Origin of the sequence: Klebsiella michiganensis (assembly GCF_002925905.1) — a bacterium.
GTDB lineage: Bacteria > Pseudomonadota > Gammaproteobacteria > Enterobacterales > Enterobacteriaceae > Klebsiella > Klebsiella michiganensis.
Map to the genome: position 1 here is coordinate 136,633 of NZ_PRDB01000009.1, position 24,544 is coordinate 161,176.

Genomic DNA, 24,544 nt, shown 5'->3' on the forward strand with positions numbered 1-24,544 from the left:
AGAACTATGAACGCAATTTTATCGAACCCATTTAAAGCGGGATTATTACAAGGGGAAGCGCAAATTGGCCTGTGGCTGAGCTCGACCTCTTCTTATATGGCTGAGATTGCCGCCACCTCGGGTTACGACTGGCTGCTGATTGACGGCGAACATGCGCCCAATACCATCCAGGATCTTTATCATCAGCTGCAGGCCATTGCGCCCTACGCCAGCCAGCCGGTCATTCGCCCGGTAGAGGGCAATCGCAGCCTGATTAAACAGGTGCTGGATATCGGCGCCAGAACGCTGCTGATCCCCATGGTCGATACCGCCGAACAGGCGCGGGAGATTGTCTCGGCTACCCGCTACCCGCCGCTGGGTACCCGCGGGGTGGGGGCCGGAGTGGCCCGCGCCGCGCGCTGGGGACGGGTCGAAAACTATATGGCGCAGGCCAACGATGAGCTGTGCCTGTTGATTCAGGTAGAGAGTAAAACGGCCCTCGATAATCTGGATGCGATCCTTGAAGTGGAGGGCATTGACGGCGTGTTTATCGGCCCGGCGGACCTGTCGGCCTCGCTGGGCTACCCGGATAACGCCGGTCATCCTGAAGTGCAGCGGGTTATTGAACAGAGCATCCGCCGCATTCGCGCGGCGGGTAAGGCGGCCGGATTCCTTGCCGTCGATCCGGAGATGGCGCACAAAGCGCTGGCGTGGGGGGCGAATTTTGTTGCCGTTGGCGTCGATACCAACCTTTACACCAGCGCGCTGGATAAACGGCTGGCGATGTTCAAGCCGGTAGCCGAACAGGCGGAGGGAAAGGGGAGCTACTAGCCCCCCGGTGTTGGCGCTGGCGTCAGGCCAGCGCCTGTGCCAGCAGGGTGATGGGGTGTTCGCAGCGTTTGCTGGTGGACATCTCTATCTGCCATTTGCAGGTTTCACAGTCGGTCACCACCAGATCCGCGCCGCTCTCCTCAATTTGCCGGAACAGCGGCGCGCCCATCGCCTGCGATGAGTCGTAGTTCTCCGCCTTGAAGCCGTATGTGCCGGCAATACCGCAGCATTGCGAGTCGAGTACCTCCAGCTGCAAGCCGGGGATCAGCCGCAATAGCTCAAGGGTATACAGCGACCAGCCCATTTTTTCCATATGGCAGGGCGTGTGATAGACCACCTTCAGCGGCAGCGTTTTTAGCTTCAGAGGCCGCCCATTTTCCAGCTGACGCCAGAGCCAGCGAGTCGCCAGCTCAATCCGGTCGCGGATATCGTGATTATCGATATCAAGGAGATGCGGATATTCATCGCGCAGCGTAAAGGTGCAGGTCGATGAAGTCGCAATAATGGGCAGACTATTTTCCCGCATCGCGATGACGTTGCTCAGCGCCTGCTTGCGCGCTTTCGCAAAAAAACCGTTGGCAATCAGCGGTACGCCGCAGCATTTCTCTTTGCTCAATAACTGCACCCCGATGCCCATGGCGTTGAACACGCGGATAAGATCTTTGCCCAGCTGCGGATTGTTGTAGTTCACATAGCAGCCGTGAAAAAACGCCACCTGCTCGGCGTACTGCCCCTGCCGGGCGGCCAGCTGACGATATGCGCGGCGAAAGGTACCAAAGCCATATTTCGGCAGCGTGCGGCGGTGGTCGATTTTAAGCGCGGCATCCAGTACCCGGCGTACCGGCCTCAGCCCGGTGGTGGCGTTCACCAGCGGGGCAAAGGGCGTGGAGAGGGTGCCCATCAGGTCGGTATGGCTGAGGATCGCATCGCGCAGCGTGGGCTTTTGCCGACCGTACTCCATGCGCGCTCGCTGGATTATATCGCCAATTTTGACGTCCGAAGGGCAGGCAACTTCGCAGCGTTTACAGTTGATGCAATATTTCAATGCCTCGTCGTAGAGCGCGCCGTCTTTCAGGCGCAGGCGTTCGCCGTCCGGCCCGGCCTGTTTTGGCCCCGGATAGCGCGGATTAACCCGGCTAACCGGGCAGGCGGTGGTGCAAACGGTGCATTTTATACAGTGTTCAAAGCGCGTGTCGTTCATAATTCACCTCCGGCAAGCTCGCCGATTAACCCAGCGGCATGCAGCGCGGTCACCGCGCAAACGCCGCCGCCGCATCCCAGCGCGATGGCGTCAAAACCGCCGAGGATCGCGCCTACGGCGAACAGATTCTCCAGCGTCTGCCCCTGAAGCTGCGGGCGCAGATCCGCATCGGTTTTCAGGCCGAAACGCTGCCAGGGCTGAGAGGCAAAAAAGTCCTGCTGATACCAGCGCTCGCGCGGCAGCGTCTGCTGCAGGTCAAGGCCGAGGATCGGCTCGCGCACGCCGCTGCGCTCGGCGACCAGCCCGTTGCTGAAAAAGCTGCCGCTGGCCAGCACCGCGAAGCGCGGGCGCAGCGGGATATCGCCGTGATTGCGCGTCCAGATCGCGTTAACGCTACCGTTGCGGTGGCTGATATCGATGACTTCATCCCCGGTCAGCCAGGTCCCGCCGCTGCGGATAAATTGCCGCTGCAGCTGGGCGTGCAGGCGCATCCCCGGCACCGACGGCGGCAGCGTAGGCAGCAGGCGCAGCGGGCAGGGCAGGCGCTGCTGCAGCCACTGGTACAGACGATCGTCGGCGAGGCCAAAGCAGGCGGGCATAATCAGTAAATTATGCTGCTGCGCCAGCGGGCGCAGCGCCGCCAGCAGGGCCGGCCAGTGCGCTTCATCGTCCAGCCGGCGGGCAATATTGGCGGCACGAAATTCGGATGGGCTATCGCGCAGCACATCGAGGAGAGGTAAATCTATCTCATGGGCTTCGGCGGTCACGCCGTGCTGGTTCAAAGAGGCGGCGGCAAGATGCGGCTGGAAGTCGCCGAATCCGCTGATGCCGACTACGCCGACGCCGCTGGCGGGCAGCGGCGCGGTGGCGATTTCCTGCGGCGATAGCCAGGCCGCGCGTAAGGTTCCCAGCGGCGTCACGCGCAGATGCGGCTGGCTGGCGTCACCTTGCATGGCGATACCGCAGTCGGCAAACAACGCCTGACTCTGGCGGGCGTAATCCATCACCCGTTCGGCGCCGAGCCTGGCATAGGGATGTTCGGGAAGCTGGCGGGCCAGTTGGCCGATGCCGTGAGCGACATCGGTGACGGTGTCGCCATTCGGCAGCGTGGTAAGTAAATCCAGCGAGGCGGAAGAGAAGTGCAGGGCGCTTTGGCCGCGGCTGATAATCACGCTGCGCAGGCCGCGCTGGTTGAGCGCCAGCCCGCAGAGCAGTCCGGCGAGGCCGCCGCCGATGATGGCGCAATCAAACTTCATCCTGATGCTCCTTTTGTAATCCGCACAGGCCGAGATAGACCCAGCGGGTGAACTCGCTTTCGCGCAGCGCGTCCCCCCAGGCCACCGGCTGGACGCCTTTCCAGCGTTCGTTCAAAAATTGAGACAGCTGGGTAAGGGATCGAGCGGAAGTGGTGACGTTAAAACGCGCGAGCAGCCCGGCGGCGCGGCAGGCGCACAGTTCGCCCTGACAGGTTCCCATGCCGACGCGGGTGCGGCGGCGCAGGTCGAGCAGGTTTTTCACCGCCAGGTTTTCGACCGCGTACTGAACCTCGCCGGCGGTCACCGCCTCGCATTCGCAGACCAGGCTGCGGTGCTGGCGGCTATCGCCAAGCCAGGCCGGGGTGCGATCGCCGTGGCGATAGATGGCCGACCCGCGCAGCGACGCAGGTAAAGAGATGATTTTGCGTAGCGTGGCTTCCGCCGGCTCCTGCGAGCCCGGCAGCGGCGTATCGGCGGTCGTACAGGGGACGGTATTTCCGAGCTTGCGGCAGAGCGCATCCGTGGCCCACTCCGCCATCAGACGATAGGTCATCAGCTTACCGCCGGTGATGGTGATAAAGCCCTCCAGTCCGTCGCGCCGGGCGTGGTCGAGCAGCACAATACCGCGACTGACGCTGCGCCCGCTGGGATCGTCATCGCTGGCGACCAGCGGACGTATGCCGGAGTAGGCGCGCAGTACCCGCGTCCGCCCCATGATCGGCGCCAGCTTTTCCCCTTCGCGCAGCAGCGTTTCGACCTCCTCGGCCGTTACCCGGTTGTCGTCAATTTCGTCATAGGGAATATGCATCGAAGTGGTGCCAATCAGCGAAATAGTATCGCCGGGCACCAGGATATCGGCGTCAGCCGGTTTGCGGCAGCGGTTGATAACCTGACGGTTAATGCGGTGGTCGAGGATTAACAGCGATCCTTTTGCCGGAAACATCGAGATGCGCAGGTCGGCATACTCTGCGATGCGCTGCCCCCAGATCCCGGCGGCGTTGACCACCACCTGCGCGCGCAGCGTGCGCGATTCACGGAGCTGATGGTTGTAGATCGTGACGCCATGGACGCGATCGCCCTGACGCAGCAGGCCGGTGACTTCGCAGCCGGTGAGGATAGCGGCGCCATGTTCGCGGGCATCGAGCATATTTGCGGCGGTGAGGCGGAAAGGATCGACGGTGCCGTCGGGGACCTGCACCGCGCCGAGCAGCGCCGGGTTAACCGCAGGCTCAATGCGCAGCGCCTCGGCGGGCGTCAGAGGCTGGGCCTCAATACCCGCCTGCTGGCAGGCGGTGATAAAGGTGTGCTGATACGCCGGATCGTCTTCCGGCAAGGTAATAAACAGGCCGCTGGTGGGCTCAATGCAGTGCCGGGCGATGCGGCGTAAGATGCGGTTTTCGCTGATACACTCCCGCGCCGATTCGCTATCGGTTACCGCATAGCGCGCGCCGCTGTGCAGCAGGCCGTGGTTGCGGCCGGTCGCCCCGGTGGCGATATCGTAGCGCTCAACCAGCGCCGCCTTCAGCCCGCGCAGCGCGCAGTCGCGCGCGATCCCGGCGCCGGTGGCGCCGCCGCCAATAATAATGACGTCATATTCACGACTATCGGCCATCTCCCTGTCCTCTGTGTTCGTTTTACATCATTTAGCCATATCGACCGCGTTTAATGTTTGATTTCGAGCATATTTGCGCGCAATTCGAGCGTTTGTTGTGACTTTATGCGCATATTGGAAAGTTCTGTCATATTTCTGTAACAAAGTGTGCGACATTTCACAGTATTAGATTTACGCTTTGCCTACTATCGCGACCAAATCAGAAGTCAGTGAATAAATTACGTTTTTTTGCGACGACGTCAGAAGAACAGCAATGGCCACGGAGGCTGATATGTTAAGTATATTTAAACCCGCAGCGCATAAAGCGCGTTTGCCAACGGCGGAAATCGATCCGCTATATCGTCGATTACGCTGGCAGATCTTTATCGGTATCTTCTTCGGATATGCCGCTTACTATTTGGTTCGTAAGAACTTTGCTTTGGCGATGCCCTATCTTATCGAGCAGGGGTTCTCCCGCGGCGATCTCGGCTTTGCGCTTTCCGGTATCTCTATCGCCTACGGATTTTCGAAATTCATCATGGGCTCGGTTTCTGACCGTTCGAATCCGCGCATTTTTTTACCGGCAGGCCTGATCCTTGCCGCGCTGGTGATGCTGGTGATGGGCTTCGTCCCCTGGGCGACCTCCAGCATTATGGTGATGTTCGTCCTGTTGTTCCTGTGCGGCTGGTTCCAGGGGATGGGCTGGCCGCCGTGCGGACGTACGATGGTGCACTGGTGGTCGCAGAAAGAGCGCGGCGGTATTGTTTCGGTATGGAACTGCGCGCACAACGTCGGCGGCGGGATCCCGCCGCTGCTGTTTCTGCTGGGTATGGCGTGGTTTAACGACTGGCACGCGGCGCTGTATATGCCGGCTTTCGGCGCGATCCTGCTGGCGATTTTCGCCTTCGCGATGATGCGCGATACTCCGCAGTCCTGCGGCCTGCCGCCGATCGAAGAGTACAAAAACGATTATCCTGACGACTACAGCGAGAAGCACGAAGAAGAGCTGACCGCAAAGCAGATCTTTATGCAGTACATCCTGCCGAACAAGCTGCTGTGGTACATCGCCGTCGCCAACGTGTTTGTTTATCTGCTGCGCTACGGCATTCTTGACTGGTCGCCGACCTACCTGAAAGAGGTTAAGCACTTCGCGCTGGATAAATCGTCCTGGGCCTACTTTCTTTATGAATACGCGGGGATCCCGGGCACCCTGCTGTGCGGCTGGATGTCGGATAAAGTGTTTAAAGGCAACCGCGGCGCGACCGGCGTCTTCTTTATGACCCTGGTCACCATCGCCACCGTCGTCTACTGGCTGAACCCGCCGGGTAACCCGGGCGTGGATATGGCCTGTATGATCATCATCGGCTTCCTGATTTACGGTCCGGTGATGCTGATTGGCCTGCATGCGCTGGAGCTGGCGCCGAAAAAAGCCGCCGGCACCGCCGCGGGCTTCACCGGCCTGTTTGGCTATCTCGGCGGCTCCGTGGCCGCGAGCGCCATCGTTGGCTATACCGTCGATTTCTTCGGCTGGGACGGCGGCTTTATGGTGATGATCGGCGGCAGCGTGCTGGCGGTCCTGCTGCTGATTATCGTGATGCTGGGTGAACGACGCCATCACCAACAGATGAAACAAGCTTAAGGAGCGGCGATGAAAAGCACATTAACCACCCTGATGAGCGGAATGCTGCTGGCCGCGACGGCGCTCTCTTTCAGCGCCGTCGCGGGGGAGAAAATCGTTATCGCCCACCGCGGCGCCAGCGGCTATCTGCCGGAACATACCCTGCCGGCGAAAGCGATGGCCTACGCGCAGGGGGCGGACTACCTCGAGCAAGACCTGGTGATGACGAAAGACGACCGGCTGGTGGTGCTGCATGACCACTATCTGGATCGGGTGACCGACGTGGCCCAGCGTTTCCCGCAGCGGGCGCGTCAAGATGGCCGCTTCTACGCCATCGACTTTACCCTCGCCGAGATAAAGTCGCTGAAGTTTACCGAAGGGTTTGAGCCGAAAGATGGCAAGAACGTGCAAACTTATCCGGGCCGTTTCCCGATGGGTAAATCTGATTTCCGTATTCATACCTTTGAAGAGGAGATTGAGTTTGTGCAGGGGCTGAACCATTCGACCGGCAAAAACATCGGCATCTACCCGGAGATCAAAGCGCCGTGGTTCCACCATCAGGAAGGCAAGGACATTGCCGCCAGCACGCTGAACGTGCTGAAGAAATATGGCTATACCGGCAAGCAGGATAAGGTTTATCTGCAGTGCTTTGACGCCAACGAGCTCAAGCGCATCAAACAGGAGCTGGAGCCGAAAATGGGGATGGATCTCAATCTGGTGCAGCTTATCGCCTATACCGACTGGAATGAGACCCAGCAGCGGCAGGCCGACGGCAAGTGGGTGAACTACAGCTATGACTGGATGTTCAAACCGGGGGCGATGGCGCAGATCGCGCAGTACGCTGACGGCATTGGCCCGGACTACCATATGCTGGTGGCGGAAGGCTCGACGCCGGGTCACGTGAAGCTGACGGCGATGGTGAAAGAAGCCCATGCCAGCAAGCTGCAGGTGCATCCGTATACGGTCCGCGCGGATCAGCTGCCAGCGTATGCAGCGGACGTGAATCAGCTTTACGACGTTCTGTATAACCAGGCGGACGTGGACGGGTTGTTTACGGATTTCCCGGATAAGGCGGTGAAGTTCCTCAATAAAAACTAAGCCATTAATCAGGGGCGCTTGCGCCCCTGTTCCAGAGGGGCAGCAGCCCGGCCAGTCGTAACTGTTTTTCCCACTCTGGCTCTGGCCCCAGCTTTTCCGCAACCTCGTTGACCAGCGCCTGAATCACTGGCGAGGCGCGACGCGTCTGGCGATACAGCGCCACAATGTTGCCACCCTCCGGCTGCCAGTCGGGTAAAACAATTTTTAGCTCTCCCCGCATTATCGCTTCAGCGCCTAAAAATAGCGGCATGACCACAATCCCAAGCCCCATTCTGGCGGCCTCCAGCAGGCTGAAGGCGTTATCCGAACGCAGACGATTTTTGACCCGCCAGGTCTGACGCTGCCCGTTATGCAGCAACTGCCAGCAGCCGCCCGGCGCGCGATGGGTATATAGCAGCCCGTCGTGCTGCTCCAGTTCAACAGGATGCAAAGGCGTGCCCCGTTGCGACAGATAGTCCGGGCTGGCGCAGAGCCAGGTCAGGTTGCGCGCCAGCGTTCGGGCGATGAGCGTTGAGTCCGGGACGAGACCGAGGCGGATGGCGATATCAAAGTCGGGCTGGTGCATATTGATCTGCCGATCCTCCGTCGCGATATCGAGAGACAACCCCGGATGGTCGCGGATAAAACCGGCCAGAATCGTCGATAAATGAGTGGTCATAAACGTATGCGAGGTGGCAATCCGCAGCCCGCCCCGAAGCTCGCTGCGTGACGGGGCCACCGCCTCTTCTGCCAGCGTGACTTCGTCAAGCAGCCGCACGCACTCCTGATAAAATAGCAGGCCCGCCTCCGTGAGGCTAAGCCGTGGCCCGCGCTCCAGTAAGCTGGCGCCAAGCCGTTTCTCCAGCATCTTGACGCGCTGGCTGACTACCGATTTTGATGTCCCCAATTTTGCCGCCGCGCCGACAAAGCTCAGAGACTCAACAACCGAAACAAACGTGCTCATCTCCACGAACTTGTTCACACAGGCGCTCCTTTTTCGGGTCTTGCGGTTGACTATGCCTCGTTCTATGCGCCAGAAAAACGGCTGGCGAGATATTCTGCCGCCATGATCGCATCCGGATTGGTCGCCTGAGAGGGAACGTCCGGGAACAGCGAGGCATCGACGACAAACAGCCCGGCAATACCGAAAACTTTCCCGCAGGCGTCCACGACGGCGATGGGATCGCTTTCGTTCCCCATCGGCGCGGTCGCGCTGTGGTGCAGGTTACTTTTCACCGTCTTACGCTGTTCTTCTGCTATCTGCTGGTCAGTTTCTGCCAGTGTACCGCCTTTTACCATCGGGACTTCGCCAATCACCAGCGCCTGTAGCGGACCTTCCTGCACCAGCGCCCGGGATAATTTCACCGCTTCGACCATTCGCGTGACGTCGCGCTCGTCGCCCAGTAAATTGAGATCGATACGGGGGCCGAGCAGCGGGTTGCGGCTCGCCAAAGTCAGACGCCCGCGGGCAAAGGGGCGCGCCACGGTGAAAAAGAGCTGGAAACCCGCACCATGTGGAAATAGTTCAGGATCTACGAAGTGGTTATTGCTGATATAGAGATCCAGTTCGTTGGCTGCCGCCAGCGAAGATTGCGTCCAGAGCGTTGTGCCTATAGGGGGATAACTGGCATGCTCAGCGGACGTTGCCAGCATGATCCCGTTCACGGGTTGTTCCTGCAAGTTGCGCCCAACGGGGAGATCCTGTTTCACCGTGATCTCGAGATGGCGTAAATCGTCCGCAGGGCCAATGCCGGAGCGCAACAGAATCGCTGGCGTACCGGCCGCGCCGGCGCACAGGAATACGTTGTCGGTAGCGATCTGTGTTCCGTCCGCCAGCTGTACGCCGTTCACGCGCGAACCTTCAATCAACGCTTTATCCACGACCGTCATGCCGACAATCGACAGATTCTTGCGCGCGCGAACGTCTGCCGTCAGGTAGACCATGGCGGTATTTTGCCGGATGCCGTTGACAACATTGACCGGGTAGACCGCGACGCCGTGCTGCTGCGCGCCGTTGATATCGTCAACGGCGGCGAAGCCGTGAGCGCGGCAAGCATGATAAAACGCCTGGCTTGCCGGGCTGAGCGTTTCCAGCGCCGGTAACCGCACCGGAACCGGGCCGTGGCGACCATGCCAGCGATCGTCGCCATAGTCGGCGTTTTCAAGTCGTTTGAACCAGGGTAAGACCTTATCGAACGACCAGTCGCTCAGGCCGCGCTTGACCCAACGGTCAAAATCAGATTTGGGGGCGCGAACAAACGCGCCGGCATTGATCGTTGACCCGCCGCCAAGTACTTTTGCCCGCAGGTGACCGGCCGTGTGATCGGTTCCCGTTGCTACCCCGCGCTCCCAGACGTAATCGCCGCCACCAACAGAGTGGCTTTGCGCCAGCTCGTCCGGCCAGGCATCAGGGGCAAAAACGGGGCCGCCTTCCAGCAGCGCTACTTGGCAATCGGGGTTCTCGCTCAGACGTGCGGCGAGTACTGCACCCGCAGAACCCCCGCCGACCACGATGACGTCGTATGCTTTTTTCAGTCCGTTGGCGCAGTTTTCCTGTTTGACGGAAGCCATTTTTTCTCTCCTCATGAATGTCGTGACGCAGAGCATCAGTCAGCGTTGCTGCGACCATTGCTGATGGCCTTATCCGGTGGCTTATACAGGTAGAGTAGGCGGAGTGGGGGGAGGTGAACAGGGAAAGGAAGACGAACCCAGGGTTCGTAAAAAACGAACCCTGTAAAGAATGGGAATGCGTTTCAGACTGGCTTACATCTCAATTTCGATATCGCCTTTTGCCCGGCAGCAGCAGGGCAGAATCTCTCCCGGCTGGACAAACGCCAGCGGTTCGGTGAGCCAGTCAACCTGCCCCGAAACCAGCCGTAGACGGCAGGAGCCGCAGTAGCCTTCGCGGCACTGATACTCCACGTCGATATTGTGCGATTCCAGAGCCGCCAGCAGGGAGGGATGTTCATCCTGACACTCAAGGCGAGTGTCAGAAATCTTCAAAAAAATGCGTTTCATCAGAGCTGGAAGTTGCTCAGATCGTCGGCGTCGACTTCGGAATCGATCTGTCCGACGAGGTAAGAACTGACTTCCACTTCCTGCGGCGCGACCTGCACGTTATCGGACACCAGCCAGGTGTTGATCCACGGGATCGGGTTGGAGCGGGTCTGGAACGGCAGATCGAGACCTACCGCCTGCATGCGGATGTTGGTAATGTACTCAACGTACTGGCAGAGAATATCTTTGTTCAGGCCGATCATCGAACCGTCGCGGAACAGATAATCCGCCCACTCTTTTTCCTGCTGCGCCGCCTGCACGAACAGGTCGTAGCACGCCTGTTTGCACTCTTCGGCGATTGAAGCCATCTCCGGATCGTCGACGCCGGAACGCAGCAGATTCAGCATGTGCTGAGTGCCGGTCAGGTGCAGCGCTTCGTCGCGAGCGATCAGGCGGATAATCTTGGCGTTACCTTCCATCAGCTTGCGCTCGGCAAAGGCGAAAGAGCAGGCGAAGCTGACGTAAAAACGGATGGCTTCCAGCGCGTTCACGCTCATCAGGCACAGGTAGAGTTTCTTTTTCAGCTCGCGCAGGTTCACGGTAATGGTTTTACCGTTCACGCTGTGGGTCCCTTCGCCCAGCAGATGCCAGTAGCTGGTGAGCTCAATCAATTCATCGTAATAGCTGGAAATGCCTTCCGCGCGTTTCTGAATCTGCTCGTTGGTGACGATATCGTCAAACACCATCGCCGGATCGTTAACGATATTGCGGATGATATGGGTGTAGGAGCGCGAATGGATGGTCTCCGAGAACGCCCAGGTTTCCACCCAGGTTTCCAGCTCCGGAATTGAAATCAGCGGCAGCAGGGCGACGTTCGGGCTGCGGCCCTGGATGGAGTCCAGCAGCGTCTGATATTTCAGGTTGCTGATAAAAATGTGTTTTTCGTGTTCCGGCAGCGCCTGATAGTCGATACGGTCGCGGGAAACGTCAACTTCTTCCGGACGCCAGAAGAAGGAGAGCTGTTTTTCAATCAGCTTTTCGAAGATGTCATATTTTTGCTGATCGTAGCGGGCGACGTTCACCGGCTGACCGAAGAACATCGGCTCTTTGAGCTGGTCATTTTTCGTCTGTGAAAAGGTGGTGTATGCCATGAGTGGGGATCCTGTCCTGGAATTATACGCCGGGCGGCGCTTCGCTAGCCCGACCTACATTAGACCGTAGGCCCGGCAGGCAACGCGCCGCCGGGCAATATTATCAAATCTTACATGCGCCGCTTTCGCAGCCGTCGTCCTGGATGGACGGCGCCAGGTCATCCTGGGCATCTTCCGCGCCATCGCGCGTGTTGTGATAGTACAGCGTTTTGACGCCGAACTTATAGGCATTGAGCAAGTCTTTCAGCAACTGCTGCATCGGCACTTTGCCAGACGGGAAGCGCGTCGGATCGTAGTTGGTGTTAGCAGAAATCGACTGGTCGATAAACTTCTGCATAATACCGACCAGCTGCAAGTAACCGTCGTTGTTCGGCATTTCCCACAGCAGCTCGTAGCCGTTCTGCAGTTTTTCGTAATCCGGCACCACCTGGCGCAGGATACCGTCTTTCGACGCTTTGATGCTGACGTGACCGCGCGGCGGCTCAATGCCGTTGGTGGCGTTGGAGATCTGCGAAGAGGTCTCGGACGGCATCAGCGCGGAGAGCGTGGAGTTACGCAGACCGTGCGTTTTGATCGACTCGCGAAGCTGCTCCCAGTCGTAATGCAGGGATTCGCTGACGATAGCGTCCAGGTCTTTTTTGTAGGTATCGATCGGCAGAATGCCTTTCGCATAGGTGGTTTCGTTAAACCACGGGCACGCGCCTTGCTCGATCGCCAGCTCGTTAGAGGCTTTCAGCAGATAGTACTGAATCGCTTCGAACGTTTTATGCGTCAGGTTGTTAGCGCTGCCGTCAGAGTAGCGTTTACCGTGCTTCGCCAGATAGTAGGCAAAGTTAATCACCCCAATACCCAGCGTACGACGGCCCATCGCGCCGCGTTTGGCCGCCGGGATCGGGTAGTCCTGGTAATCCAGCAGGGCATCCAGCGCGCGAACGGCCAGCACCGCCAGCTCTTCCAGCTCATCAAGGCTATCGATAACGCCGAGGTTGAAAGCGGACAGGGTACACAGCGCAATTTCACCGTTTTCGTCGTTTACATCTTCCAGCGGCTTGGTTGGCAGGGCGATTTCAAGGCACAGGTTGGACTGGCGCACCGGCGCGACAACCGGGTCAAACGGGCTGTGGGTGTTGCAGTGGTCCACGTTCTGGATGTAGATACGGCCGGTGGAGGCGCGCTCCTGCATCATCAGCGAGAACAGTTCTACCGCTTTAATGCGCTGCTTGCGGATGCTGTCGTCCTGCTCGTATTGGGTGTACAGGCGCTCAAACTCGTCCTGGTCGGCGAAGAACGCATCGTACAGGCCCGGGACGTCGGACGGGCTGAACAGGGTGATATCGCCGCCTTTCAGCAGACGGGTGTACATCAGCTTGTTGATCTGTACGCCGTAGTCCATGTGACGAACGCGGTTGGCGTCGGTACCGCGGTTGTTTTTCAGCACCAGCAGGCTTTCGACTTCCAGATGCCACATCGGGTAGAAGAGGGTCGCCGCACCGCCGCGGACGCCGCCCTGGGAGCAGGATTTCACCGCCGTCTGGAAGTGCTTATAGAACGGGATACAGCCGGTATGGAAAGCTTCACCGCCGCGAATCGGGCTACCCAGCGCGCGGATGCGGCCGGCGTTGATGCCGATACCGGCGCGCTGAGAGACGTATTTCACAATCGCGCTGGAGGTGGCGTTAATAGAATCCAGGCTGTCGCCGCACTCGATCAGCACGCAGGAGCTGAACTGACGGGTCGGGGTACGCACGCCGGACATAATCGGCGTCGGCAGCGAGATTTTGAACGTCGACACCGCGTCATAGAAACGCTTGATGTAGTCCAGACGCGTCTCGCGCGGGTAGTTGGAGAACAGGCAGGCGGCAACCAGAATGTACAGGAACTGGGCGCTTTCATAGATCTCACCGGTGACGCGGTTCTGCACCAGATATTTGCCTTCGAGCTGCTTAACCGCAGCGTAGGAGAAGGTCATATCGCGATCGTGCTCGATGAACGAGTCCATCTGCTTGAACTCTTCTTCCGTGTAGTCTTCCAGCAGATGAGTATCGTATTTGCCGTTTTTCACCATTTTCGACACGTGGTCGAACAGCGCTGGCGGCTCAAACTGGCCGTAGGCTTTTTTACGCAGGTGGAAAATCGCCAGACGGGCGGCGAGATACTGGTAATCTGGCGCCTCGCGGGAGATAAGGTCCGCGGCGGCTTTGATAATGGTTTCGTGAATGTCGGCGGTTTTGATGCCGTCATAGAACTGAATGTGGGAACGCAGTTCTACCTGGGAGATGGATACGTTATTCAGCCCTTCTGCCGCCCAATCCAGCACGCGGTGGATTTTATCGAGATTGATGCGCTCGGTGCTACCGTCACGCTTTGTCACCAGCAGACTCTGATTCATGTGGATTATACCTGTCCGTGAAAGAAAATATCCCCCACTTATCCACAGAACGCCGTTGTGACTAACTCTGTGGATAAATACTATATGTAGGGGGTGGTCGATAAAAGAAACGCTATATGGTGAGTATTCTAGTAAGGATTCTTTTGAGTACAAGAGTTGATTTTGACGTTAAATTGAGGTTGCGGAAGGGTAATAATCGCCAAGTCCACGCCACATAAGGCCTGGAGAAGATGTCAATAAATCAGAAAAAAAAATGAAAATTTGATCGAGTGCTGATTTCTTCATCGGAAGAAAAAATCACGCGGCTTGATGCCGCGCAATCATCATAGGAAATACAGCTGACGTTATGCTTTTTTCGCCGTTGTATGCAACATATAGTTAACATCCACCCCTGGCGCCAGCTTGAAGGTATTGGTCAACGGATTGTAATGAAGACCGGTAATATGCTGCTCTTTCAGAATTGTCTCATCTACCCAGCCGATCAGCTCCGCGGGCTTGATGAATTTCTTCACGTCGTGGGTTCCCTTCGGCACCATTTTCATGATGTATTCGGCGCCGACGACCGCCATCAGCCACGCTTTACCGTTGCGGTTAATGGTTGAGAAGAACACCTGACCGCCAGGTTTGACCAGCCGCGCGCAGGCGTGGACGACCGACTGCGGATCCGGGACGTGCTCCAGCATCTCCATGCAGGTAACGACGTCGTACTCTCCGGCATGCTTCGCCGCGTGCTCTTCAACGGTTTCCTGGACATATTCGACCTGAATGCCGCTCTCCAGGGCGTGCAGTTTCGCCACCTGTAGCGGTTCGAAGCCCATATCCAGACCGGTCACCGCTGCACCTTCCCGGGCCATGCTTTCCGCCAGGATGCCGCCGCCGCAGCCGACATCAAGTACTTTTTTGCCAAACAGGCCGCCGGAGCGCTCCGCGATATAGCCGAGGCGTAGAGGATTGATGCGATGTAACGGCTTGAATTCGCCCTCTAAATCCCACCAGCGCGAGGCGACGGCTTCAAATTTAGCGATTTCATTATGATCAACATTGTGGGCCACCGACGGTTTTTCGGCATTCATGGGCGCTTTTACTCCTGTTCAGTTCAGACCCGCGAGTATATCAGGCCTCAGGGATGAATAAACCGTCTATCCCTGTCGCCTTTCGCCGCGCGAAAATCATTGGGTATAGGTTTACCCGTATCACCGCGGCTGTGTTATAATTTGCGACCTTTGAATCCGGGATACAGTAGAGGGATAGCGGTTAGATGAGCGACCTTGCGAGAGAAATTACACCGGTCAACATTGAGGAAGAGCTGAAGAGCTCCTATCTGGATTATGCGATGTCGGTCATTGTTGGCCGTGCGCTGCCGGATGTCCGAGATGGCCTGAAGCCGGTACACCGTCGCGTACTATACGCCATGAACGTATTGGGCAATGACTGGAACAAAGCCTATAAAAAATCTGCCCGTGTCGTTGGTGACGTAATCGGTAAATACCACCCTCATGGTGATACTGCCGTGTACGACACCATTGTACGTATGGCGCAGCCATTCTCCCTGCGCTATATGCTGGTAGATGGCCAGGGTAACTTTGGTTCGGTCGACGGCGACTCCGCCGCAGCGATGCGTTATACGGAAATCCGTATGTCGAAGATCGCCCATGAGCTGATGGCCGACCTCGAAAAAGAGACGGTGGATTTCGTCGATAACTATGACGGCACGGAAAAGATCCCTGACGTTATGCCGACTAAAATCCCGAACCTGTTAGTCAACGGTTCGTCAGGTATTGCGGTAGGTATGGCGACGAATATTCCGCCGCACAACCTCACCGAAGTGATCAACGGTTGTCTGGCCTACGTTGAAAATGAAGACATCAGCATTGAAGGGCTGATGGAACACATCCCAGGTCCGGACTTCCCGACCGCCGCGATCATCAACGGTCGCCGCGGCATTGAAGAGGCCTATCGTACCGGTCGCGGTAAAGTGTACATTCGCGCGCGCGCGGAAGTGGAAGCTGACGCGAAAACCGGCCGCGAAACCATCATCGTGCATGAAATTCCGTATCAGGTGAACAAAGCGCGCCTGATTGAGAAAATCGCCGAGCTGGTCAAAGACAAACGCGTCGAAGGCATCAGCGCGCTGCGCGACGAGTCCGATAAAGACGGTATGCGCATCGTGATTGAAGTGAAGCGCGATGCGGTGGGTGAGGTGGTGCTGAACAACCTCTATTCGCAGACCCAGCTCCAGGTCTCCTTCGGTATCAACATGGTTGCCCTGCACCATGGTCAGCCGAAGATTATGAACCTGAAAGAAATTATTGCCGCGTTCGTGCGCCATCGCCGCGAAGTGGTGACCCGTCGTACGATTTTTGAACTGCGTAAAGCCCGCGATCGCGCGCACATCCTCGAAGCGCTGGCGATTGCCCTGGCCAACATCGATCCGATTATCGAACTGATTCGCCGCGCGCCGACCCCGGCGGAAGCGAAGGCCGCCTTAATCGCCCGTTCATGGGATCTGGGCAACGTTTCCGCGATGCTGGAACGCGCAGGCGATGACGCCGCCCGTCCGGAATGGCTGGAGCCCGAATTCGGCGTACGCGACGGCCAGTACTACCTGACCGAACAGCAGGCGCAGGCGATTCTGGATCTGCGTTTGCAGAAGCTGACCGGCCTTGAGCATGAAAAACTGCTCGATGAATACAAAGAGCTGCTGGAACAGATCGCGGAGCTGCTGCACATTCTGGGCAGCGCCGATCGCCTGATGGAAGTTATCCGCGAAGAGCTGGAGCTGGTCCGTGAACAGTTCGGCGACGCGCGTCGTACCGAGATCACCGCGAACAGCGCGGATATCAACATTGAAGACCTGATCAACCAGGAAGATGTTGTCGTGACCCTTTCGCATCAGGGCTACGTGAAGTATCAGCCGCTGACCGACTACGAAGCCCAGCGTCGTGGCGGTAAAGGTAAATCTGCGGCGCGTATCAAAGAAGAAGACTTTATCGACCGCCTGCTGGTGGCCAACACCCACGATACGATCCTCTGCTTCTCCAGCCGCGGTCGTCTCTACTGGATGAAGGTTTATCAGCTGCCGGAAGCGAGCCGCGGCGCGCGCGGCCGTCCGATCGTCAACCTGCTGCCGCTGGAAGCCAACGAGCGTATTACCGCGATCCTGCCGGTCCGCGAATATGAAGAGGGCGTGAACGTATTTATGGCGACCGCCAGCGGTACCGTGAAGAAAACGGCGCTGACTGAATTCAGCCGTCCGCGTTCCGCCGGTATTATCGCGGTTAACCTCAACGAAGGCGACGAGCTGATTGGCGTCGATCTGACCTCCGGTCAGGACGAAGTCATGCTGTTCTCCGCCGCCGGTAAAGTGGTGCGCTTTAAAGAGGACGCCGTCCGCGCGATGGGCCGTACCGCCACCGGCGTGCGCGGCATCAAGCTGGCCGGCGAGGACAAAGTGGTTTCTCTGATCGTTCCGCGCGGTGAAGGTGCCATCCTGACCGTCACGCAGAATGGCTACGGTAAACGTACCGCAGCTGAAGAGTATCCCACTAAGTCGCGTGCGACCCAGGGCGTTATCTCAATCAAAGTGACCGAACGCAACGGTTCCGTTGTGGGCGCGGTGCAGGTTGATGACTGCGACCAGATTATGATGATCACCGACGCGGGCACGCTGGTACGAACCCGCGTATCTGAAGTGAGCATTGTCGGTCGTAACACTCAGGGCGTGATCCTGATTCGTACTGCGGAAGATGAAAACGTGGTCGGCCTGCAGCGCGTGGCTGAGCCGGTTGATGACGAAGAGCTGGATGCCATCGACGGCAGCGCGGCGGAAGGCGACGAAGATATCGCGCCGGAAGCGGATACTGACGATGACATCGCCGAAGACGAAGAGTAATCCTCTGCGGTAATTGTCTGAAAGGGTCGGGGTTCTCCCCGGCCCTTTTTGTTTTCCCGTTGCGGGACCGGTGTTTTATCGTTACCTTAACGCCATTCTGTTGAGCCCCTGACGGCCGAGCATCGCCACATTGAAATATCTAGCTTCTTTCCATAACACGTTAAAGGTTTCACGCTATCTGTTCAGAGCGCTGGCGATACTGCTGTGGGTGCTGGTCGCTTTTGTTTCGGTGTTTTACATCGTCAATGCGTTGCACGATCGCGAATCGGAAATTCGCCAGGAATTTAACCTCAATGCCGATCAGGCGCAGCGCTACATACAGCGTACGGCCGATGTGATCAAAGAGCTGAAATACGTTGCCGGCAACCGGCCGATGGACGGCAGCGAAGGCGGCGATACGCCGGTGCAGCGCGGCGATATTACGATCCCTAATTTTGAACCGCTCTACCCGGATTCCGACTGCGCGCTGATGAGTACGACCTGGCGTAACTCGCTGCAGTCACTGGCGTGGTTTATGCGCTACTGGCGCGACAATTTCTCAACGGCCTACGACCTCAATCGTATTTTTATGATTGGCAGCGACAATCTGTGTATGGCCAACTTCGGCCTGCGCGATATTCCGCTGGAGCGGGACCAGGCGTTAAAAGTGCTGCATCAGCGCATTGAGCAGTATCGCGACGCGCCGCAAAACGAGCGCGGTAACAATCTGTTCTGGATAAGCCAGGGCGTGCGTCCGGGCGTTGGCTATTTCTATGCGCTGACCCCAATCTATGTGGCGAACCGCCTGCAGGCCATGCTCGGCGTAGAGCAAACCATCCGCATGGAAAGCTTCTTTACCCCAGGCAGTCTGCCGATGAACGTGACGATTCTCGACGATAACGGACAGACGCTGATCTCGCTTGCCGGGTCGGACAGCAATATTAAACCGGATGCGAAGTGGATGCAGGAGCGTCTGTGGTTCGGCTATACCGCCGGTTTTCGCGAGCTGGCGATGAAAAAAAGCTTGCCGCCGTCATCGTTGAGCATTGTCTATTCGGTGCCGGTGGATCAGGTGCTGGAACGCATCCGGATGCTGATACTGAACGCCGTGGTGCTCAATCTGCTTACCGGCGGCCTCCTTTTTGCGCTTGCCCGCATGTATGAACGGCGGATTTTTATTCCGGCTGAAAACGACGCCCAGCGCCTCGAAGAGCACGAGCAGTTCAACCGAAAAATCGTTGCCTCCGCGCCGGTGGGGATCTGTATTTTACGTACGATCGACGGCACCAATATCCTGAGTAACGAGCTGGCGCATAACTATCTCAATATGCTAACCCATGAGGATCGGCAGCGGCTGACGCAAATTATCTGCGGCCAGCAGGTGAACTTTGTCGATGTGCTGACCAGCAACAATACCAATTTGCAAATCAGCTTTGTCCACTCGCGCTACCGTAACGAGAACGTGGCGATTTGCGTGCTGGTGGATGTCTCGGCGCGCGTCAAAATGGAGGAGTCGCTGCAGGAGATGGCCCAGGCCGCCGAGCAGGCCAGCCAGTCGAAATCGATGTTCCTTGCCACCGTCAGCCACGAACTGCGAACGCCGCTGTACGGGATTATCGGTAACCTCGATTTATTGCAGACCAAAGAGCTACCGAAGGGCGTCGATCGTCTGGTGACGGCGATGAACAACTCTTCCAGCCTGCTGCTGAAAATTATTAGCGACATCCTCGATTTCTCGAAAATTGAGTCCGAACAGCTCAAAATTGAGCCGCGGGAGTTTTCGCCGCGCGAGGTCATGAACCATATTTCCGCCAACTATCTGCCGCTGGTGGTGCGGAAACATCTCGGGCTGTACTGCTTTATTGAACCTGACGTACCGCAGCTGATGTCCGGCGATCCGATGCGCCTGCAGCAGGTTATTTCAAACCTGCTGAGTAACGCGATTAAGTTTACCGATACCGGCTGCATTATCCTGCACGTAGAGCGGGCGGAGGATTATCTGCGCATCAGCGTGCGCGATACCGGGGAAGGGATCCCGGCGAAAGAGGTCGTACGCCTGTTTGACCCGTTCTTCCAGGTGGGGACCGGCGTGCAGCGCAATTTCCAGGGGACCGGACTCGGTCTGGCGATTTGTGAAAAGCTTATCAGCATGATGGATGGCGATATTGCCGTTGAAACCGAGCCAGGTATGGGCAGCCGCTTCACTATTCGTATCCCGCTTTATGGCGTACAAAATACGCCGTCGCCGAATATTGATGGCCTGGCGGAAAAATGCTGCTGGCTGGCGATTGATAACAGCTCGCTGGCGCTGTTCGTCGAGCAGTTGCTGAAATACCACGGTATTCCGGTCCGTCATTTTGACGGGCAAGCGCCGGACGCGGAGGATATTCTGTTGACCGATAGCGAGACGCATGACGCCTGGGACGGCGGCGCGATGGTGATCTTCTCTCGTCGGCATATCGGTATTCCACAGGAGCGGGCGCCCGGCGAGTGGCTGCATAGCGTGGCCACGCCGCACGAGCTGCTGCCGCTGCTGGCCCGCATCTTCCATATTGCCATGGCCAGTACGGAAAACGGCCCTGCGCTATCCGCGGCGGATGCGCAAACCGCCAGCAATGATGACATGATGATTCTGGTGGTGGACGATCATCCGATTAACCGACGTCTGCTGGCCGATCAGCTGGGATCGCTGGGCTATCAGTGCGTGACGGCAAATGACGGGGTCGATGCGCTGAATGTCCTGAGCAAGCAGCATATTGATATCGTGCTCAGCGACGTCAACATGCCGAATATGGATGGTTATCGCCTGACCCAGCGCATTCGCCAGCTAGGGCTTACGCTGCCGGTTATTGGGGTGACCGCCAACGCGCTGGCGGAGGAGAAGCAGCGCTGCCTGGAGTCCGGTATGGACAGCTGCCTTTCAAAACCGGTCACTCTGGATATTATCAAGCAGACGCTGACGGTCTACGCCGCGCGGGTACGTAAGGGCAGGGAATAAAAGACGTTTCCCGGATAGCGCCGCGCTATCCGGGAAGAGAGACGTTAGTCTTTGTCCGTTGAGCTCAGGGAAACGGAAGAGAGGTAGTTGAGCAGGGCGATATCGTTTTCCACGCCGAGCTTCATCATCGCCGATTTTTTCTGGCTACTGATGGTTTTGATACTGCGGTTGAGCTTTTTGGCTATCTCGGTGACCAGGAAGCCTTCGGCGAACAGACGCAGCACTTCACTCTCTTTGGGTGACAAACGTTTGTCACCGTAACCGCCGGCGCTGATTTTTTCCAGCAGGCGCGAAACGCTTTCCGGGGTGAATTTTTTGCCTTTTTGCAGCGCGGCGAGCGCCTTAGGCAGATCGGTCGGCGCCCCCTGTTTCAGGACGATCCCTTCGATGTCCAGATCCAGAACCGCGCTCAGGATCGCCGGGTTGTTGTTCATTGTCAGTACAATGATTGACAGGTCCGGGAAATGACGCTTGATGTATTTAATAAGCGTAATGCCATCGCCGTATTTATCACCGGGCATCGATAAATCGGTAATCAGGACGTGTGCGTCCAGTTTAGGCAGATTGTTGATTAATGCGGTGGAGTCTTCAAACTCGCCAACAACGTTCACCCACTCAATTTGTTCAAGTGACTTACGAATACCGAACAGTACGATCGGATGGTCATCGGCAATAATTACGTTCATATTGTTCATGTATTAGGCTACCTTGCTACAGCAAGCTCTTGACGTAAACGTCAATGTCGCTGATATATTTTTCTATGCCTTGCGCATCTTTTTCACGAATCAGATGCTCAAGCGTTTCACATAACTGCTTGCCGGGTACCAGATTTAGCATAGCAAATGCCCCTTTGAGGCGGTGGGCGGTTTGCGCCAGCGCGGCGAAATCGCCCGTCGCCAGTTCATTATACAGCCTCTTAACATCATCTGGTACCGTGTCAGCAAACAGCGTGTAATAGCCGCTGGCATGCAGTTCGGCGTTACTTTCGTTCCCGGGAGAGGATGGCTGCTCCTCTTCCTCAGCAAGCTGCTGCTCAATCAATTGCAGGATAGCTTCCTGCAGCGCAGCGCTGATATTAAAGTTTACGCGGAGCTGACCAGGACCAATCTTATGAACCCGGGCTTCATCATCGCTTAAAAGCAAGCCCGAAGCAGTAAGATTAGACGGATTATCCGTTAAAAAGAGATCATATTGTTGACTTGTGATTCTGTCATCCGGAGTGATGCAGGTGGCTCCCCAGCTCTCCAGCTGACGGGTCACGATACGGCGGACTTCATTGGCGGTCACATCAAGCATGATCACCACTTCATCCAGCAGATGTTCACCCGAATCTCTCTCATCCGCGCTGGCGGCCATTTTTAGATGCAGGGAGTAGCGGGTACCCAGCGATTCGCGCGCTTTGATATTGAGCTGTCCGCCGAGCTTGCGCGTCAGGCGATCGCAGAGCCAGAAGGTGAGGGCGTTGGCTTTGCCGTAAAGGTCTGCCTGCGTATCGTTGAGGAACGGGAAGTGCATATTGTCGATTTCGTTCGCCGAAACGCCGTTGCCGGTATCCAGAATACGGAAGGTCAGACGATCGTCCGCGGATTCATCTTTACTGACTTCCAGGGTTATTTTGCCAATAGGCGTGGTGGTCACCGAGTACTGAATCAGCAGTAAAAGGGTGCGGCGCAGGGCGTCGCGATCGCCGTAGCGCTGCTCATTGGCCGGTAGCGAGTTGTTAATCAGCAGCTGCAGACCTTTGCGTTTGATGATGGGCAGGACTTCAGGTACCACTTCATCGATCAATTCCTGAATTGAGAACAGGTCCTGAACGCTCTTCCAGCTATCGCTCTCCAGCAGATTTGCCAGCTCTATTTCATCAACCAGCTGTACCAGTTCATCGGCATGCTGGGCCAGCCTGCGGCTTTCGGCCATGCCGAGCGCCGCAGCTTCTTCCGCCAGCGTTTGCGCCGGCTGTTTCAGCGCCGTGCCGATATGCTGCATAAACGCCGTACGGCCCTGCTGGTTTTTCTCATACAGGCGCTGGGCCTGCTTGAGTTTCTTATTCACCAGCACCTCGCGGTCCTGATCGCGAATAATAAAGATTTGCGTGCGCGGCGACACCTGGCTGCGGAACTGACGGATTTCATACAGTTCATTGTTCACCGTCGCCTGAATCACGCCCTGGTGCTGATCGGCCATGTTGATGATGTTTTGCAGATTCAGATGCGGCAGCAGATGATCGGCAATCGGATTGCTGATCACCGTCCGGTTAGCTTCCTGATCGTGCACCAGCAGCCCCAGCGGCAGCAGAGAAACAATCTCTTCGTGAATGGCGCGCTGGGCGCGTAATTCACTATTGGCGGCCGAGGAAACGGCCGTTCCCACGATGCTTTTGCGGCCGCTGTAGTGACGGAAGGTGGTAAATCCGAACAGCGCCAGCGCCAGCAGGCCGATGTTCAGCAGCAGCGGCAGTAAAATACTCTGCAAGGACTCCAGAATCAGCTCGCTAAAGGGCACCATCCAGACCAGGCGCATACCGGTGGTATTAATTGTGGTGATAATTTCAATCTGCGGGCCGTTAAAGTTAATGCTGACGATGTCGGCGGTTTCTTTATCCGGATTGGCGCTGACGTTCTGCGACGGATCGGGCTCCAGGCGGAAACTCTCCAGCGACATACTGGGAGGGATGAGATCGTTAATGGGCAGATCGAAGGCCACAACGGTCGCCAGGTGGCCGGGCTGGTTAAAGGTGGTGCGTAAGGTGAAGTAGTAGCCGTTTTGCCAGGCGAGGTGGCGCAGCGACGAAAACGTCTCGCGTTCATCTAACGTGTTGGCCTGCAGCAGCATTTCTGCCCGTCGTGATTCAACGACGCTGCTGATGGTCGACTCTTTGAAGCTGGAGGAGAGATCTTTTAACGGCAGCGTTGAAACCAGAATCAGGCTGTTATCCAGGCCGTTAAGGTAATACATCGACCAGGGAATGGTCTCGGCACCCCACAGGATATCGAGATAGTTGGAGATTTTTTGCGTCATTTCCAGCGTTGAGCTGTCATGAGAGCCAAAAATCAGCGCTTCAGTTTTGCGCCGGGGTTTCTCAAGGTAGTAAACGTCCTGCTTTAAACGCGTCTCTTGTAACCCTGTTTCTGCGGCTGAACTGGACGAGGTCGCGGCAATGTTGTCATAGATTTGCCAGGTGGCGTAGCGCCAGGTATCAATGCGTTTATGTAAGTCGTAGCTGACATCGACAACCTGGTAGCTTTTATCTTTTAGCCAGGTGTTAACGGCGCTTTGGATCATGACCCCCATCGTCGCCAGCAGGACGATGACCATGAGAATAAAGAAGCGGGTAATGTTGCCGGGTATCAGGGAAAATTTTTTCGGGGTCATCGTGTGAGAGTACGACTCATCAGTATGTGTAAACGGACTGTTGCACCAAGTTAACCGGGGGCAGCGCAGATGCTATGAACAGTATAAAGGTTAACGCCCAAAATCCATACATCTGAATACCATACAACGACTTTTTTACCTTGAGTTTCATCTCAAACCCGCGCGGTGAGTAAAGATGTACCGTCCGAATAGTTTTGTACAATTATTGACGGA

Annotated in this window: 16 protein-coding genes; 5 read left to right on the plus strand and 11 right to left on the minus strand. The window is 57.0% G+C overall.

Going from position 1 to position 24,544, the window contains the following annotated elements; all coding sequences use genetic code 11:
- Positions 1 to 6 precede the first annotated feature (6 nt).
- The gene (gene yfaU, locus CDA56_RS19085) at positions 7 to 810 is read left to right on the plus strand and encodes a 2-keto-3-deoxy-L-rhamnonate aldolase (RefSeq protein WP_014839099.1); all 804 of its coding nucleotides are present in this window, start codon (positions 7 to 9) and stop codon (positions 808 to 810) included.
- A gap of 22 nt (positions 811 to 832) precedes the next feature.
- On the opposite strand, the gene glpC is transcribed toward yfaU, so the two are convergent.
- The 3 genes from glpC to glpA are packed head-to-tail and all read right to left on the minus strand — an operon-like array spanning position 833 to position 4,879.
- Complete coding sequence (glpC, locus tag CDA56_RS19090) at positions 833 to 2,011, minus strand: anaerobic glycerol-3-phosphate dehydrogenase subunit GlpC (protein WP_102802934.1); 1,179 nt, start codon at positions 2,009 to 2,011, stop codon at positions 833 to 835.
- Positions 2,008 to 3,267 carry a glycerol-3-phosphate dehydrogenase subunit GlpB gene (gene glpB / locus CDA56_RS19095; RefSeq protein ID WP_102802933.1) on the minus strand — a complete coding sequence of 420 codons (1,260 nt, stop codon included), beginning with the start codon at positions 3,265 to 3,267 and terminating at the stop codon, positions 2,008 to 2,010. The genes glpC and glpB overlap by 4 nt, the downstream gene beginning before the upstream one ends.
- The gene (gene glpA / locus CDA56_RS19100; RefSeq protein ID WP_047723184.1) at positions 3,257 to 4,879 is read right to left on the minus strand and encodes an anaerobic glycerol-3-phosphate dehydrogenase subunit A; all 1,623 of its coding nucleotides are present in this window, start codon (positions 4,877 to 4,879) and stop codon (positions 3,257 to 3,259) included. The genes glpB and glpA overlap by 11 nt, the downstream gene beginning before the upstream one ends.
- A 271-nt stretch (positions 4,880 to 5,150) precedes the next feature.
- Between glpA and glpT the strand changes: the two genes are divergently transcribed.
- Positions 5,151 to 6,497 carry a glycerol-3-phosphate transporter gene (glpT, locus tag CDA56_RS19105; RefSeq protein WP_004852762.1) on the plus strand — a complete coding sequence of 449 codons (1,347 nt, stop codon included), beginning with the start codon at positions 5,151 to 5,153 and terminating at the stop codon, positions 6,495 to 6,497.
- Between the two features lie 9 nt (positions 6,498 to 6,506).
- A complete protein-coding gene (glpQ, locus tag CDA56_RS19110) occupies positions 6,507 to 7,574 on the plus strand; it encodes a glycerophosphodiester phosphodiesterase (RefSeq protein WP_025106702.1) in 1,068 nt (355 codons plus the stop codon).
- A 4-nt stretch (positions 7,575 to 7,578) separates the two neighbouring features.
- On the opposite strand, the gene CDA56_RS19115 is transcribed toward glpQ, so the two are convergent.
- The 6 genes from CDA56_RS19115 to ubiG form a co-directional block, all read right to left on the minus strand.
- Positions 7,579 to 8,535: a LysR family transcriptional regulator gene (locus CDA56_RS19115; protein ID WP_025106703.1), complete on the minus strand. Its 957-nt coding sequence runs from the start codon at positions 8,533 to 8,535 to the stop codon at positions 7,579 to 7,581.
- A gap of 44 nt (positions 8,536 to 8,579) precedes the next feature.
- A complete protein-coding gene (locus CDA56_RS19120) occupies positions 8,580 to 10,124 on the minus strand; it encodes a GMC family oxidoreductase (RefSeq protein ID WP_104011391.1) in 1,545 nt (514 codons plus the stop codon).
- Between the two features lie 192 nt (positions 10,125 to 10,316).
- Positions 10,317 to 10,571, minus strand: a complete 255-nt coding sequence (gene yfaE / locus CDA56_RS19125) for a class I ribonucleotide reductase maintenance protein YfaE (RefSeq protein ID WP_004104002.1) — start codon at positions 10,569 to 10,571, stop codon at positions 10,317 to 10,319.
- Positions 10,571 to 11,701: a class Ia ribonucleoside-diphosphate reductase subunit beta gene (nrdB, locus tag CDA56_RS19130; RefSeq protein WP_004852757.1), complete on the minus strand. Its 1,131-nt coding sequence runs from the start codon at positions 11,699 to 11,701 to the stop codon at positions 10,571 to 10,573. The genes yfaE and nrdB overlap by 1 nt, the downstream gene beginning before the upstream one ends.
- 103 nt (positions 11,702 to 11,804) lie before the next feature.
- Positions 11,805 to 14,090 (minus strand): class 1a ribonucleoside-diphosphate reductase subunit alpha, encoded by a 2,286-nt coding sequence (nrdA, locus tag CDA56_RS19135; protein WP_004852755.1) that lies wholly within the window; start codon positions 14,088 to 14,090, stop codon positions 11,805 to 11,807.
- A gap of 344 nt (positions 14,091 to 14,434) precedes the next feature.
- Positions 14,435 to 15,163 carry a bifunctional 2-polyprenyl-6-hydroxyphenol methylase/3-demethylubiquinol 3-O-methyltransferase UbiG gene (gene ubiG / locus CDA56_RS19145; RefSeq protein WP_014230217.1) on the minus strand — a complete coding sequence of 243 codons (729 nt, stop codon included), beginning with the start codon at positions 15,161 to 15,163 and terminating at the stop codon, positions 14,435 to 14,437.
- Between the two features lie 185 nt (positions 15,164 to 15,348).
- Between ubiG and gyrA the strand changes: the two genes are divergently transcribed.
- Both gyrA and rcsC read left to right on the plus strand, forming a co-directional pair.
- A complete protein-coding gene (gene gyrA, locus CDA56_RS19150) occupies positions 15,349 to 17,982 on the plus strand; it encodes a DNA topoisomerase (ATP-hydrolyzing) subunit A (RefSeq protein WP_004852752.1) in 2,634 nt (877 codons plus the stop codon).
- Positions 17,983 to 18,112: 130 nt separating this feature from the next.
- Complete coding sequence (rcsC, locus tag CDA56_RS19155; protein WP_049083379.1) at positions 18,113 to 20,959, plus strand: two-component system sensor histidine kinase RcsC; 2,847 nt, start codon at positions 18,113 to 18,115, stop codon at positions 20,957 to 20,959.
- A 44-nt stretch (positions 20,960 to 21,003) separates the two neighbouring features.
- On the opposite strand, the gene rcsB is transcribed toward rcsC, so the two are convergent.
- Together rcsB and rcsD are read right to left on the minus strand one after the other, a co-directional pair.
- Positions 21,004 to 21,654, minus strand: a complete 651-nt coding sequence (gene rcsB / locus CDA56_RS19160; RefSeq protein ID WP_004103995.1) for a response regulator transcription factor RcsB — start codon at positions 21,652 to 21,654, stop codon at positions 21,004 to 21,006.
- A gap of 16 nt (positions 21,655 to 21,670) precedes the next feature.
- A complete protein-coding gene (rcsD, locus tag CDA56_RS19165; protein ID WP_102802930.1) occupies positions 21,671 to 24,331 on the minus strand; it encodes a phosphotransferase RcsD in 2,661 nt (886 codons plus the stop codon).
- Positions 24,332 to 24,544: the final 213 nt, after the last annotated feature.

Bases quoted from the DNA above. Each gene is read 5' to 3' on its own strand.
- yfaU (WP_014839099.1), top strand. From the start codon at position 7: ATGAACGCAATTTTATCGAACCCATTTAAAGCGGGATTATTACAAGGG.
- glpC (WP_102802934.1), bottom strand. From the start codon at position 2,011: ATGAACGACACGCGCTTTGAACACTGTATAAAATGCACCGTTTGCACC.
- glpB (WP_102802933.1), bottom strand. From the start codon at position 3,267: ATGAAGTTTGATTGCGCCATCATCGGCGGCGGCCTCGCCGGACTGCTC.
- glpA (WP_047723184.1), bottom strand. From the start codon at position 4,879: ATGGCCGATAGTCGTGAATATGACGTCATTATTATTGGCGGCGGCGCC.
- glpT (WP_004852762.1), top strand. From the start codon at position 5,151: ATGTTAAGTATATTTAAACCCGCAGCGCATAAAGCGCGTTTGCCAACG.
- glpQ (WP_025106702.1), top strand. From the start codon at position 6,507: ATGAAAAGCACATTAACCACCCTGATGAGCGGAATGCTGCTGGCCGCG.
- CDA56_RS19120 (WP_104011391.1), bottom strand. From the start codon at position 10,124: ATGGCTTCCGTCAAACAGGAAAACTGCGCCAACGGACTGAAAAAAGCA.
- yfaE (WP_004104002.1), bottom strand. From the start codon at position 10,571: ATGAAACGCATTTTTTTGAAGATTTCTGACACTCGCCTTGAGTGTCAG.
- nrdB (WP_004852757.1), bottom strand. From the start codon at position 11,701: ATGGCATACACCACCTTTTCACAGACGAAAAATGACCAGCTCAAAGAG.
- nrdA (WP_004852755.1), bottom strand. From the start codon at position 14,090: ATGAATCAGAGTCTGCTGGTGACAAAGCGTGACGGTAGCACCGAGCGC.
- ubiG (WP_014230217.1), bottom strand. From the start codon at position 15,163: ATGAATGCCGAAAAACCGTCGGTGGCCCACAATGTTGATCATAATGAA.
- gyrA (WP_004852752.1), top strand. From the start codon at position 15,349: ATGAGCGACCTTGCGAGAGAAATTACACCGGTCAACATTGAGGAAGAG.
- rcsB (WP_004103995.1), bottom strand. From the start codon at position 21,654: ATGAACAATATGAACGTAATTATTGCCGATGACCATCCGATCGTACTG.
- rcsD (WP_102802930.1), bottom strand. From the start codon at position 24,331: ATGACCCCGAAAAAATTTTCCCTGATACCCGGCAACATTACCCGCTTC.